The organism is Cohnella baijiui (genome assembly GCF_020731285.1).
Taxonomy (GTDB): Bacteria; Bacillota; Bacilli; order Paenibacillales; family Paenibacillaceae; genus Cohnella.
In genome coordinates, this window is sequence record NZ_JAJFOW010000071.1 from 1 (window position 1) to 13,760 (window position 13,760).

13 protein-coding genes and 4 tRNA genes are annotated in these 13,760 nt (G+C 60.6%); all 17 read right to left on the reverse strand.

Annotated features, from left to right (window positions below):
• Positions 1-238: 238 nt before the first annotated feature.
• The 17 genes from hisH to LKX83_RS31150 all read right to left on the reverse strand — a co-directional run bounded on the left by hisH (position 239) and on the right by LKX83_RS31150 (position 13,630).
• A complete protein-coding gene (gene hisH / locus LKX83_RS31070) occupies positions 239-862 on the reverse strand; it encodes an imidazole glycerol phosphate synthase subunit HisH (protein ID WP_227887032.1) in 624 nt (207 codons plus the stop codon).
• 1 nt (position 863) lies between these two features.
• Complete coding sequence (gene hisB, locus LKX83_RS31075) at positions 864-1,475, reverse strand: imidazoleglycerol-phosphate dehydratase HisB (RefSeq protein ID WP_227887035.1); 612 nt, start codon at positions 1,473-1,475, stop codon at positions 864-866.
• A complete protein-coding gene (gene hisD / locus LKX83_RS31080; RefSeq protein WP_227887037.1) occupies positions 1,472-2,761 on the reverse strand; it encodes a histidinol dehydrogenase in 1,290 nt (429 codons plus the stop codon). The genes hisB and hisD overlap by 4 nt, the downstream gene beginning before the upstream one ends.
• 346 nt (positions 2,762-3,107) lie before the next feature.
• The gene (hisG, locus tag LKX83_RS31085) at positions 3,108-3,755 is read right to left on the reverse strand and encodes an ATP phosphoribosyltransferase (protein WP_227887040.1); all 648 of its coding nucleotides are present in this window, start codon (positions 3,753-3,755) and stop codon (positions 3,108-3,110) included.
• On the reverse strand, positions 3,752-4,990 hold the full coding sequence (locus tag LKX83_RS31090) for an ATP phosphoribosyltransferase regulatory subunit (protein ID WP_227887043.1): 1,239 nt from the start codon (positions 4,988-4,990) through the stop codon (positions 3,752-3,754). Before LKX83_RS31090 ends, hisG begins: the two co-directional genes overlap by 4 nt.
• A 288-nt stretch (positions 4,991-5,278) precedes the next feature.
• Entirely contained in the window at positions 5,279-6,304 is a 1,026-nt protein-coding gene (locus LKX83_RS31095) for a polysaccharide deacetylase family protein (protein WP_227887045.1), read from the reverse strand.
• Between the two features lie 43 nt (positions 6,305-6,347).
• On the reverse strand, positions 6,348-6,833 hold the full coding sequence (locus tag LKX83_RS31100) for an acyltransferase (RefSeq protein ID WP_227887047.1): 486 nt from the start codon (positions 6,831-6,833) through the stop codon (positions 6,348-6,350).
• A 3-nt stretch (positions 6,834-6,836) separates the two neighbouring features.
• Positions 6,837-7,589: a pyrophosphatase PpaX gene (gene ppaX, locus LKX83_RS31105; protein WP_227887048.1), complete on the reverse strand. Its 753-nt coding sequence runs from the start codon at positions 7,587-7,589 to the stop codon at positions 6,837-6,839.
• Positions 7,489-8,625, reverse strand: a complete 1,137-nt coding sequence (lgt, locus tag LKX83_RS31110; protein ID WP_227887050.1) for a prolipoprotein diacylglyceryl transferase — start codon at positions 8,623-8,625, stop codon at positions 7,489-7,491. Before lgt ends, ppaX begins: the two co-directional genes overlap by 101 nt.
• 51 nt (positions 8,626-8,676) lie before the next feature.
• Positions 8,677-9,609, reverse strand: a complete 933-nt coding sequence (hprK, locus tag LKX83_RS31115; protein WP_227887052.1) for an HPr(Ser) kinase/phosphatase — start codon at positions 9,607-9,609, stop codon at positions 8,677-8,679.
• Positions 9,610-9,773: 164 nt separating this feature from the next.
• Positions 9,774-10,895, reverse strand: a complete 1,122-nt coding sequence (locus LKX83_RS31120) for an ABC transporter ATP-binding protein (RefSeq protein ID WP_227887054.1) — start codon at positions 10,893-10,895, stop codon at positions 9,774-9,776.
• A 90-nt stretch (positions 10,896-10,985) separates the two neighbouring features.
• Complete coding sequence (locus LKX83_RS31125; protein ID WP_227887055.1) at positions 10,986-12,077, reverse strand: PucR family transcriptional regulator; 1,092 nt, start codon at positions 12,075-12,077, stop codon at positions 10,986-10,988.
• Between the two features lie 92 nt (positions 12,078-12,169).
• Positions 12,170-13,117, reverse strand: coding sequence for an MraY family glycosyltransferase (locus LKX83_RS31130; RefSeq protein ID WP_227887058.1), 948 nt, complete (start codon positions 13,115-13,117; stop codon positions 12,170-12,172).
• Between the two features lie 128 nt (positions 13,118-13,245).
• A tRNA-Lys gene (locus tag LKX83_RS31135) sits at positions 13,246-13,321 on the reverse strand.
• A gap of 7 nt (positions 13,322-13,328) precedes the next feature.
• Positions 13,329-13,412 (reverse strand) — tRNA-Tyr (locus LKX83_RS31140).
• A gap of 58 nt (positions 13,413-13,470) precedes the next feature.
• Positions 13,471-13,546, reverse strand: a tRNA-Phe gene (locus tag LKX83_RS31145).
• 7 nt (positions 13,547-13,553) lie between these two features.
• Positions 13,554-13,630 (reverse strand) — tRNA-Asp (locus LKX83_RS31150).
• Positions 13,631-13,760 lie beyond the last annotated feature (130 nt).

Here is a 13,760-nt window from a genome sequence, read left to right on the forward strand (position 1 = left end):
AATTTATTGTAACAGGTCGCTACTACGGTGTGTCCACTTTCTAGTCTATCTGCACGCCGCCGGCTGTAACGAAAGAAAGTTTCGTTGCAGCAGCTGGGTGGCGCGTTCTGCGGTCTGTACGAAAGAAATGCGGTTATCTCCTCCGCAAACCGCTTCTGGCTCACCGAGTTAACCACACTTTGCGGCTATCTCCCTCGCGAACCGGCGCTGCCGAGCCGATCTCCGCTACTTCACCCGGTTAACGACTCTTTACCCGCGCGCCTTCCACCAGCTCGGTGAACCGGTGAAGCAGCGCCATGCCGAGCTCTCCGCTTTTTTCCGGGTGAAACTGCATTCCGTGCACCGAGCCCCGGCCGACGATCGCCGTCACCGGCTGGTGATAGTCCGCGGTCGCGAGCAGATCCTCGCGGCGCGTCGGTAGCACGTGGTACGAGTGAACGAAGTAGACGTAGCCCGGCTCCAGATCCGCGAAAAGCGGGCTCGCCTGTTCGAACTTCAGCTCGTTCCAGCCCATGTGCGGCACCTTGTAATCCCCTTGGAAGCGGACGACCCGGCCCGGCAGCAGGCCGAGACCCTCGTGCCGGCCGTACTCCTCGCTCTCCTCGAAGAGCAGCTGCATCCCGAGGCAGATGCCGAGCAGCGGCTTGCCGGAGGCGGCCAGCTCGCGCACGACCCGGTCGAGCCCCGTCTCCCGCAAATTGCGCATCGCATCGCCAAAAGCGCCGACGCCCGGCAGGATTGCGCCATCTGCGGCGAGGATCTCCTCGGCCGACGACGTGACGACGGCTTCGCAGCCAAGCCGCTCGACGGCCTTGCTCACGCTGTGCAGATTGCCCATGCCATAGTCGATGATCGCGATCATCCTACAGCACTCCCTTCGTCGATGGCACGCCTTTCACCCGGGGGTCGATGCTCGTCGCTTCGTCCAGGGCGCGTCCGAGCGCCTTGAACACCGCTTCGATCATGTGGTGCGTATTCTTGCCGTAATGCACGATGACGTGAAGCGTAATGCACGCTTCGAGCGCGAGCTTCCACAGAAACTCGTGCACGAGCTCCGTGCTGAAGCTGCCGACCGTAGCCGACGGATACTCCGCGCGGTACTCGAAATGCGGCCGGTTGCTCACGTCGATGACGACCTGCGCCAGCGCTTCGTCCATCGGGATAAAGACGTTCGCGTACCGCTTGATGCCGGCTTTGTCGCCGAGCGCTTCGCGCAGCGTCTGTCCGAGGCAGATGCCGATGTCCTCGACGGTGTGATGATCGTCGATGTCCACGTCGCCGCGCGCTTCGACGGTCAGATCGAACTGGCCGTGCTTCGCGAACAGATCCAGCATGTGGTTCAGAAACGGCACATCCGTCTCGATGTTCACGTCGCCGGAGCCGTCCACGCCGAATGCCAGCTTGATGTCCGTCTCGTTCGTCTTGCGCACGATTTCCGAGCGGCGTCCGCCCGCTTGTTCCTGGGATTGCGTCATAGGGAGTCTCCACCTTCCAATCGGATCTCGACCGCTCTCGCATGGGCCTCGAGGCCTTCATGCCGCGCAAGCGTCGCGATGCCTGCGGCATCGCGGAGCAGCGCTTCGCGGCTGTATCGGATCAAGCTCGATTTCTTCAAGAAGTCGTCCACGTTCAGCGGCGACGAGAACCGCGCGGTCCCGTTCGTCGGCAGGATATGGTTCGGGCCGGCAAAGTAATCGCCCACCGGCTCCGAGCTGTACGGGCCGAGGAAGATCGCGCCCGCGTTCTCGATCGTGCCGAGCAGCCCCATCGGGTCCTCGGTGATCACCTCGAGATGCTCCGGCGCGAGCTTGTTGACGACATCGACGCCCTCGGCCAGGCTGCCGACGGTCAGGATCGCGCCGTACTGCGCGAGCGACCGCTCCGCGATTTCCCGACGCGGCAGCGTCGCCACCTGGCGGTCCAGCTCGGCCGCGACCGCCTGCGCCAGGCGCTCGGACGGCGTCACGAGCACCGCCGAAGCCATCTCGTCGTGCTCCGCCTGCGACAGCATATCCGCGGCCACGTACCGCGGATCCGCGCTGTCGTCCGCCAGCACGACGATTTCGCTCGGCCCGGCGATGCTGTCGATGTCGACCGCGCCGAACACGACACGTTTGGCGAGCGCCACGTAGATGTTGCCGGGCCCGCAGATCTTGTCGACGGCGGGGATCGTCGCCGTCCCGTAGGCGAGCGCCGCGACGGCCTGCGCTCCGCCGACCCGGTACATCTCGGTGACGCCCGCTTCGGCAGCCGCCACGAGAATGTACGGGTCGATGCCCTCGCGTCCGCCGGTGGCCGGCGGCGTCACGAGCGCGATTTCCGGCACGCCGGCGACCTTGGCCGGCAGCACGTTCATGAGCACCGACGACGGGTAAGCCGCCTTGCCGCCGGGCACGTAGAGGCCGACCCGCCGAAGTGGCCGCATCACAATGCCGAGCATCGTGCCGTCCGGCTGAAGGTCCATCCACGAACCGCGCTTTTGCTTTTCGTGGAACGCCGTAATGTTCGCTGCCGCCTGCCGCAGCGCGGTCAAAAAGGCCGGCTCCACCTTGTCGTACGCCGCCCGGATCTCCGCCTCGTCGACGCGCAGCCGATCCGACGTCAGCTTGACGCGGTCGTGCATCTCCGTGTACCGCAGCAGCGCCGCGTCCCCTTCCCGGCGCACCGCGCCGACGATCTCGGCGACCGCCTCATTTTGCTCGCGCGAGCCGTATTCGCTCTCCCGCTCCAATCGAAAGCCGCTGGCCGGTCCGATATACATGGCCTCTCCTCCTGTCTCTTCCCTTCTATGCTAGCGCGAAGGCCGTCCCCGTCGCGGCCGCGCGGGGATGACGCTTCGGTTTGCACGTTCGCGGTCTTCCCTTCACGCTTTCGTTCTTTCGTTCCGGTTATCCTTCATACCCTCGTTCTTGCGTTCGGGTGTCCCTTCACGCTTTCGCTCTTCAGTTCCGGGTATCCCTTCACACTTCGTCTTCCCAATCCGGGTTTCCCCCACGCTTCGTTTCGTTCCGGGTTTCCCCACGCTTCGTTTCGTTCCGGGTTTCCCCCACGCTTCGTTCCGTTCGCGTTTTCCCTTCACGCTCTCGCTCTTCCGCTCCGGCGTCCCCTTACACCTTTACGCCCCCGGCCAGCGTCTGCGAGATCCGGTCGCACAGCGCCTGGATCGCCGCGTTTTGCAGCCGGTAGCTGACGCGGTTCGCGATCAGCCGGCTCGTCACGGAGAACAACGTTTCCATCTCGACGAGCCCGTTCTCCTTCAGCGTCTGGCCGGTTTCGACCATGTCCACGATCCGGTCGGCAAGGCCGATCAGCGGCGCGAGCTCGATCGAGCCGTTCAGCTTGATCACCTCGACCTGCTGCCCTCGCTCGCGAAAATACTGCGATGCCACAGTCGGATACTTGGTCGCCACCCGCGGATTCAGCACCGGATTCCAGTTGGGCAGGCCGATGACGGACATGCGGCACTTGGCGATGCCGAGATCGAGAAGCTCGTAGACGTCCTTGTTCTCCTCCATCAGCACGTCCTTGCCCACGATGCCGATGTCCGCGACGCCGTACTCCACGTAGGTCGGGACGTCGACGGGCTTCGCCATGATGAACTCCATGTTCGCTTCCGGGACCGGGATGATCAGCTTGCGCGAATCGTCGAAGTCCTCCGGGATCGGCAGTCCCGCCTGACGGAACAGCTTGCTCGCCTGCTTGTAGATGCGCCCTTTGGGCATCGCGACCTTCAATACCGCGCCGCTCTCCGTCATGCCTCTCCCCCCTCTTCGATGCCGAACGCCGCGAGGGACGCGTAGCGCCGCCCCCGGTATTCGATCGGCTTCCCCGGCTCAGCCTTCGCCAGCAGCCGCAGCAGCGCCTGCGCCGTTCCGATCTCAGCGGCCGTGCGCGCCGCCTCGGTCACCACCGACTCGCCCGCGTCGCGCCGCCGGTTGGCTTCTGCCAACGCCTCCGCTCGCTGCGACTCCGCGTACAGAATCAGCGTCGTCCCGCGCGATGCCGCCTCGTCCCGCGCCACCTCCAGAATCCGCGTCGTCTTCAGCGCGAATCCCGTCGCCGGCGCCGGCCGGCCGAACTGGGCCAGCAGATTGTCGTAGCGCCCTCCGCTCACGACGGGGAACCCCAGATGCGCCGCATAACCCTCAAACGTCATTCCCGTATAATAGGAAAAATCGCCGATCATCGTCAGATCGATCAGGACGTGCTCTTGGACGCCGTATGCGCCAAGGACGTCCCATATCTCGCACAAATGCCGGATCGCCAGGTGCGCCGCTTCATTGACACCGAGCCGCAACGCCTGGTCGCATACTTCCTGGCCGCCGCGCAGGCGCAGAATGCCTTCGAGCTCGGAGCGGACCGGCTCCTCGAGCGAGAGCAAACGCAGGATGTCGCGATAACCGACGTGGTCTCGCTGGAGCAGGCACGCCTTCAGGCTCTCCTGCGCCTCGACGCGGCCGGGCAGCGCCTCCTCGAACAAGCCGTTCAAGAAGCCGACGTGGCCGACGGCGATCTTGAACTTCGGCACGCCGGCCGCTTGCAGAGACGCGATCGCGAGCGCGATCACTTCGGCATCCGCTTCGGGCGCCCCGTCGCCAATCAGCTCCACGCCGGTCTGGAAAAACTCCGCCTCCCGTCCGCCTTCCTCTTCGAAGGCGCGAAACACGTTCCCATGATAGCTGAGCCGCAGCGGGAAAGGCTGTTCCTTGAGCAGCGAAGAAGCCACCCGGGCGATCGGCGCCGTAACGTCGGAGCGAAGCACGATCGTCGTCCCGCGCTGGTTCAGCAGCTTAAACAGCTTTTGGTCGGAAGTGGCGCTGGCCACCCCGACCGTATCGTAATATTCGATCGTCGGCGTCATGATTTGTTCGTAGCCCCAGCGGTCCATGCAAGCCAGCACGTCCCGCTCGATGCGCCGAAGCTTGGCGACGGCATGGGGCAAGTAATCTTTGACGCCGGTCGGTTTTTCGAATCCTTTTGGCTTGGACAAGCGAACGACCTCGTTTCGTTAGCGCATTCGCACTTTAGTATATTAAAGTGCTACCATGTTACCATACTGCCAAAATAAAGGCTTTTTTCACTTTATCACGAAGCATCCCGGGCGTCAAGGCGAAGCCGCGAGCGTTTTCCGGGTTGCCCCTCCTCTGCCATTTTACAGCTTCTCCGCCGGCTTGTCCTCATTTCGCAAGATCACCCGCTTACAAAAAAAGAACCGGGTGCAGAGGATCTTCTGCAGCTTCCGGTTCTCGGATCGCGAGCGGTGGATCATATTTTGCCGTCAGGGAAACGCAGGTCCCAGCAGCCCCCAGTAGCAGGCCTTCAATTCCTGGCCGTTGCTCGCCTTGCGGCTGGTGCTGCCGGCCCAGCTGAGGCAGCTCGTATTGACGGCTTTCGGGATCGCCTGCTTCATGTCCTCAAGCAGCGTTTCGGGATCGTCCGCCATGCCACCGGCATTGACGCGATAGCCGTTGCGGTCTTCGCGGCTATTGATGCCTCGCTTGACCGTGAAGGTCACATCCATGCCGAGCTTGCGGCACACGTCGAGCAGATCTTTGGAGAAATCGCCGTACGGGAAGGCGATGATCTTGCGCTTATTGCCGAGCTTATCCGCCAGCACTTGATTCGCTTTGTCCAGATCTTTCGTGATCCGGGCAAGGTATTCCTGCCGCGTCTCGATCCTTTTTTCCCCATTGATGTTCATATAGAGCGGGGAGGCGAGCACGCCGCGGACGCGCTTGCGCTTGGGGGAGACGGGAAACTCCATGTGCGAATTGTAAGAGTGGCTGTAGAACGAAATCCCGTTCGCATGCATCTCCTGCACCTGCGTCCAGTTCAACTTCGGCACGCCCTTGGCGTTCGGGTTGCCGATCGTGGACACGATCAGAAAGTTGGTGGCCGGTGCCTGATACTTTTGGAGCAAGGGATAAGCGTATTTGTAAAAGGATTCGTAGCCGTCGTCAAAGGTAAGGAGAACCGCGTTGTCAGGGACGCTCCCCCTATTCAGCAGGAAGTCCGAATACTGCTCCATCGTAATCCAGTGGAATCCGGCTTCCTTCATGAGGCTGAGCTGCTTTTCGAAACGATCTACGGTCAGCGATTTGTCGTTCAGCGGCGTCTGGGATACATCATGATACATGAGGACAATCACTTGATCGCGATAGTACGCTTGACTGGCTTCCCCGCCCGCTGCGGGCCGATCGCCGTCTGTTGTTCGGTGCGTCTCTCCATGCGCGACGAACCTGCTTCCGCCGACTGCGAGCAGCAACAACCCTGCCCACAACAAAATCGCCAACGGCCTTTTCATAAATCGGTGCCTTCTTTCCCATCAAATTGCCTGATTGCGATCCTCAGCTCCCGGATCCCAGCTCCCGCAGCGGATTTCCGCCTACCCGCGCGTACGCCGGCACATCCCGGTGCACGACCGATCCCGCGGCCACAACCGCGTGGTCTCCGATCGTCACACCCGGAAGGATCGTGACATTGGCACCTATCATAACGTGTGAACCGATGCGGATGTTGCCGATCCGGTATTCCTTTATTAAATATTCGTGCGTCAGCAGCGTGGAGTTGTAGCCGATGATGCAGTTGTCGCCGATCTCGATCCGCTCCGGAAAAAAGACGTCGACCATGACCATCAGAGCAAAGGAAGTCTGCTTGCCGACCCGCATCTTTAGGATATGCCGGTAAATCCAATTCTTGATTGACAATTCCGGGCAATATCGGGCGATCTGGATCGCGATGAAATTGCGAACGGCTTTCCAGCGCGACACCGTCCGGTATACTTGCCACAGCGCATTCGGCCCCTCGACCGGATATCGCTCCACTTGTCTCAACGACTATCCCTCGATTCCGCACAGCGAGATCAGCTCGCGCATGTCGTGGATGATGTGCGACGCCCCGGCGTCGCGGAGGACCGCGTCTCCCTTCAGAGACCATGCCACACCAACCGGGACCGCCCCCGCCGCCAGCGCCGACAGAATGTCGACGCCGCTGTCGCCGACCATGAGCGCTCCCGCCGGGTCTGCCCCGAGCGCCCGGAGGGCGGTCTCGACGGGTTCGGCGTGGGGCTTCGGATGCTTCACGTCATCCAGCGTCACGATCACGTCCATTGTCTCGTACAATCCCAGCAGCTTGAGCGCCCGGTCGGTCGTCTCGCGCATCTTCGTCGTCACGACACCCAGCTGCATTCCGTGCCGCTTCAGCAGCGGGATCACCTCTCCGACCCCGGGAAACAGCGATACCATATCGTCGTGATGACGCAGGCTGTAATCGCGATAAGCGACGAGAAGCTCGTCGACCTCCTCGCGGCCGGAGAACTGCTTCATTTGCGCAAGGAGTGTTTGTCCCATGAGCGGGATGATCTTCTCCCGGCTGAACGTCGGAGGCACGATGCCCTTCAGCGCATACAGGAACGACTGAATGATCAGCTCGTTCGTGTCGATGATCGTTCCGTCCAGATCGAAGAGGACGGTTGTGATCGGGGTAGCGTCAGTCCCCTTTGCCGTCTTTGTCCGAGGGCTCGGATGATGATCCGGGTTCGTCAAGTTGCTCTGACTCGTCGGGTTGTTCGGGTTCGTCTGGCTGTTCATGCTCGGCATTCCCTTCTTCGACTGGCGCGGCAGGTGCGGGAGCCGCCGCCGGAGCGACCGGCGCTGCGGCTGCGGCGCCGGTTTCCGTAGCCGTGACAGGGTGCTTGTAGTTGGTCAGCGGGTCGAGGTAGCGTTCCTTGGCTTGGCCGTTCGCGCGGCGAACAATGATCATGACGATGCTCGCGATGACGATCAATAGCGCCAACAGCTGCGAGCTGCGAATGTTTCCGTAGTCTGGATCGAGGTAGCCTTGATCCCCGAAGATCCACTTCATCGGCGTCCACAGCGCGTCCAGCAGCGAAGCGAGCCAAGCCGGTCCTTTGAACGCCAGGCTGTCTTCGCGAAGCACTTCGATGAAGAAACGGCCGATTGAATACCAGATGAAGTACGAGAAGAAAAGCTCGCCCGCGCGCAGGAAGCGCTGGCGTCGGATAATGAACAGAAGGAGCAAGCCCACGAGGCTCCACAGCGACTCGTACAGGAAGGTCGGGTGATGGTATACGCCCGCGCCTGTCGCGTCGACGACGTACATTTGGTTCACGATAAAGTCCGGCAGGTGCAGCTTGTCCCGCAGGAACGTCTCGGTTGTCGGTCCGCCGTACGCTTCCTGGTTCACGAAGTTCCCCCAGCGTCCGATCATCTGGCCGGCGAGCAGTGAAGGGGCGCAGATGTCGACGACTCGCCAGAATGAGTACCCTTTGGCGCGGAAATAGATCACGCCGCAGATGAGTGCGCCGATGAGCGCGCCGTAGATGGCGATGCCCCCGTTCCAGATCTGCACGATCTCCCCCGGGTGCTGGCTGTAGTAGTCCCATTTGAACAAAACGTAATAAAGCCGAGCCGCGATGATCGCGGACGGCACGCCGTACAGCATGAGATCGAGGAAAAAGTCGGCCGGCAGTCCGAACCGCTTGCCCTCTTGAATGGCTAAGAGCAGGCCGACCAGCGCGCCTGTCCCGAGGATGATTCCGTACCAATGAACCGACAGCGGACCGAGCGTGAACGCGACCGATTCGAGCTTGAGTGGCAATAACATGCGTATCCTCCGTCTCTCTCGTCCGAGGGGCCGCCAGGCCCCTCGAACCCGTTATTCGTAGTCTTCGTCGGCGATCGCTTCGGTCAGCTTGTTCGTGAATTGCAGCGCTGCATTGTAGCCCATGCGCTTGAGACGGAAGTTCATCGCCGCCACCTCGAGGATGACCGCCAAGTTCCGACCCGGCCGCACCGGCACGGTCACGAGCGGCACGTCAGTGTCGATGATCCGCGTCGTCTCCTCGTCCAGGCCGAGACGATCGTACTGTTTGTCCTGTTGCCAGTTTTCCAGCTTGATGACGAGGCTGATCTGCTTTTGGTTGCGGACGGCGCCTGCGCCGAACAGCGTCATGACGTTCAGGATGCCGAGACCCCGAATTTCGAGCAGATGCTGGATCAGTTCCGGGGGGCTGCCGTACAGGTAGTTGTCGGCCGTCTGGCGAATCTCCACCGCGTCGTCAGCAACCAGACGATGGCCGCGCTTCACGAGCTCGAGCGCGGTTTCGCTCTTGCCGATGCCGCTGCCGCCGGTGATCAGCATCCCGACGCCGTAGACGTCGACAAGGACGCCGTGAATCGTCGCCGTAGGGGCCAGTTTCTTCTCCAGAAAGTTCGTGATCCGGCTGAGCAGGATCGTCGTCGCCGTGCTGCTCCGCAGCACCGGGAAATTCCGCCCGCGGGCAACCTCGACCAGTTCCTCCGGCACGTCCAGCCCCCGCGTAATGATAATGCAGGGCGTATCTTCCGCACAGATCCGGGCCATCCGCTCGCGGCGCTCCTCCGATGTGAGCGTCTCGAGGAAGGCCAGCTCCGTCTTGCCGAGAATCTGCGCGCGTTCCGCCGGGTAATAGTCGTAATAGCCGGCCATCTCGAGGCCCGGCCGATTCAAGTCGTCCGTGACGATGGTCCGCCGCAAACCTTCTTCGCCGGCGACCACTTCCAGTTGAAATTGCTGCACGAGCTCGGATACTCTCACTTTTTTAGCCATCGTACAGCTCCCTCCAACGCTCCTGTTATCCTAATTATCGTATCGGAAATGAAGCCGGAAATCAATGTAAAAGCAGCCGTCTCTGGGCCCTATGACCCCCGGGGCATGAAAAAGCGCCCGGCCGGAATCGGCCAGACGCTTTGGGGTAAACGATGGGAAAGGGATTAAGCTTCCAGGATGTTCAGCTCGGAGTCTTTGTCGAAGACATGAACTTTGTTCATATCGATCGCGAGCTTAACGTTTTGGCCTTCTTGCAGGCCTGCACGACCGTCGACGCGGGCGATGATGTTGTCTTTGCCCAGGCCGTTCAGGTACAGGTACATCTCGTGACCGAGGTTCTCGGAAACTTCGATGCTCGCGTTGATGACCGAGTTCGGGGAAGCTTCGATGAATACCGGCTCTTCGTGCAGATCTTCCGGACGTACGCCCATGATGATCTCGCGGCCGATGTAGCCTTTGTCGCGCAGGACTTTGGCTTTGCCTTGCGGCACTTCAACGTTGACGCCCGTAGCCTTAAAGCGGACGGCGCCGCCTTCTTCGACCAGTTGGCCTGTGAGGAAGTTCATCGCAGGCGCGCCGATGAATCCGGCTACGAACAGGTTGATCGGATGGTTGTAGAGCTCTTCAGGCGTAGCCGCTTGCTGGATCAGACCGTCCTTCATGACGACGATGCGATCGCCCATCGTCATGGCTTCCGTCTGGTCATGGGTAACGTAGATGCAAGTCGTCTCGAGACGCTTCATCAGCTTGGAGATGTTCGCCCGCATCTGCGTACGCAGCTTGGCGTCCAAGTTGGAGAGCGGTTCGTCCATGAGGAAGACTTGCGGTTCGCGGACGATTGCGCGGCCCAGGGCGACGCGCTGACGCTGACCGCCGGAGAGCGCCTTCGGCTTACGATCGAGCAAGTGCTCGATTTCGAGCGTGCGAGCGGCTTCGCGAACGCGACGGTCGATTTCGTCCTTACGGAATTTGCGGAGCTTCAGGCCGAATGCCATGTTCTGATATACGTTCATGTGCGGGTACAGCGCGTAAGATTGGAATACCATCGCGATATCGCGATCTTTCGGAGCAACGTCGTTCACAACGCGGTCGCCGATGTACAGCTTGCCTTCGGAAATTTCTTCGAGGCCGGCGATCATCCGCAGCGTGGTCGATTTGCCGCAACCGGACGGGCCAACCAGCACGAGGAATTCTTTGTCTTGAATGTCGAGGTTAAAGTCGGTAACCGAGGCTTTGTCGGAACCGGGATATTTTTTAAATACATGCTCTAAACGTACGCCTGCCATTTGCAAGTTCCCCCTAACGCTTCGTTTAAGGTACAGTCCTATCTTACCGCACCGCCAGGCGACTGACTATGCACAATCCGTACAAAAAATTCATTTCCTTTTCGTAACTTTGTACAATAGCAGCATAATGCGGACCAGAACCGCGTCGTTAAAGGAACGAACGTCGAGGCCGGCTTCTTGCTTCAGCTTGTCGAGACGGTAGAGCAGCGTGTTTCGGTGGATGAAAAGGCGTTTCGCGGTTTCGCTTACATTGCAGTCCATAGCGAAAAACGCATCCAGGGTGGAGACTGTCTCCGGATCCGCGAACAGATCCTGCCGCCCGGCCATCTCTTCCATAAATCGGGTGCGCACGGGCTCCGGAATGCCGTTCAGCAGCCGTTCGAGATGTATCAGCCACGGCAAATGCACCTGCATGCCGACGTGGAATTTCCGTCCGAGCAGCATGGTTTCGCGCAGCATTCCTACCGTATAGACAAGGCTTTCCGTCGGAATGATGGGCTCCGCTACGGCGACGTGACATTCGCCGCCCCACTCCTCGGTGAGCATCTGGTGCAAACCGGTTGCGAGCGATTGGAGCGCTTCCTTCGTCTCCTCGCGTTCGACGAGCTCCTCCTCGGTCGTATCGACTTCGGCGAGCAGTCTGTCCGATCCCAGGATCAGCCACTCCCGTTCGCGGATCGGAATGAGGAGCATCTCGTCGGAGAGGTAGGATCGGAACGCCTTCTCCAACTCGGCATACGATGGATCGCGCCCGTCCGCTTGCTCGCGCAGCAGGAGAAACGGGATCATGCCGTCGAACAGCCGGTTGTGCAGCTCCAGCCGGTCCGGGATTTCCGCCCGCCAGTCTCCGGCCGCAATGGACTGCTGGATCCAGTCCCCGAGTCGTCTCGCCTGATTCTCGGCATCCGTAGCGGCGGACGTCAGCTTTCCGGAGCCGCCCTGCAGCGCCCATTTCAGTAATTCCCGTTCGAGCGGCGTTAGCTCTCCCTCGCTCTGCAGGAGCTGGACTTCGGACGCATCCACTTTGGTGGCCAGCCAAAACAAGCCGCCCCGCTGCAGATAGGCGCCGGGCTCCGGATGCTTCGCCCCGCCTTCCTGGGTCCATACCTTCTTCGGGACCTTCATCATCTCTACAGGGGCAGCCAACAACTGCTGCAATTGTTGGAGTCTCGATTTGTTCAAGTCGCAAGCCCCCCGTCGCATGGCGTTAGCCATATTGTATCATATACGCGGGGCTGCGGGTGCAGCGCGTCTGCAGAGCCGTTTCTTCCTATTTAATAAAGCATTAGCATCACGACGATCGACATCAGGCCGAACACCGCCGCGATCAGGTACAGGAACGACACGGTCTGAACCTGCGTCAGCCCCCATTTCATCAAACTGTGATGCGTGTGCAGGTTGTCGGCGCGGTGCAGCCCCTTGCCTTCGGCCAGCCGGCGAATGAAGACGATCGCGGTGTCCAGGATCGGCACCCCTAGCGCCAAGACCGGTACGAGGAGCGAAACGAAGGTTGCGCCCTTTAAGGTGCCCTCGATCGCCGTAACGGCCAGCGTATACCCAAGAAAAGTCGCGCCGGCATCGCCCATAAAGATCCGGGCCGGGTGGAAGTTGTACGTGAGAAACGCCATGCAGGCGCCGGCCAGCGCCACCGCGATCAGAGCCGTCACTTGCTGATAGCCGATAAGCGCGGCGATGAACAGCGTCAGCGAGGAAATGACGCAGATGCCCGACGCGAGCCCGTCGATGCCGTCGATGAAATTCACCATGTTAAGCAAAGCGAACACCCAAATGACGGTGAATACCAGGCTCCAGCCCGGCGTAAAAAGAATCATGGAGGAAGAGGATGGGGAAGAGATGCCCGCGATCCGGATGCCATACCAGACCGGAATCAGAGAGGCAAGCGTATAAAGGATCAGACGGGGCCAGACCGGGAATTCCCGATTGAACGCCTTGAAGGCGTCGTCTACGAGCCCCGTCGCCACAAGCAGGCCGCCGCCTACCGCAATTGCCCGGAACAGCGCGATGTCACGGACGAAGAGGTACGCCGTGAGCACGACCCCGATATAGATGGCAACGCCGCCGCTCAAAGGAACGGGCGCGGCATGGATTTTGCGGCGGGTCGGACGATCGACAAATCCGACGCGGAGCGCGAGCTTCCGGACGACCGGCACAAGCAAGACCACCACCAAGAACGAAAAGGCAAGCGCGTATAGGTACATCATGCGCGAATCCTCCGGGAAAACGGGATGCGCTTAGATTGCCCTTCGAGGGACCTTTCCCATTCGCTCCCGCCACCGGGAACGAACGCACAAAAAAACAGACGTTCGCACGTCTGTCTGGATGGAATACCTGGTGAGCCATGTAGGACTCGAACCTACGACACCCTGATTAAAAGTCAGGTGCTCTACCAACTGAGCTAATGGCTCGGGTAACTGGTGGAGGCTGATGGATTTGAACCACCGAACCCGAAGGAACAGATTTACAGTCTGCCGCGTTTGGCCACTTCGCTAAGCCTCCATGGAACCCGACCGGTAGGATGCGCACCAATTGGCTTGCTTATACCGGGTAAAACAAATGGTGGCTCGGGACGGAATCGAACCGCCGACACGAGGATTTTCAGTCCTCTGCTCTACCAACTGAGCTACCGAGCCAAAAAAATGGCGGAGCTGACGGGATTCGAACCCGCGGTCTCCTGCGTGACAGGCAGGCATGTTAGGCCTCTACACCACAGCTCCGAGTTGATTGTTACGGGGTCCCCGAAAAGGAATCGGAATGAACTTCGAAGACCTTCTTCCCTTTTTAGGGTGAAGTGGTGGAGGCTGAGGGGATCGAACCCCCGACCCTCTGCTTGTAAGGCAGATGCTC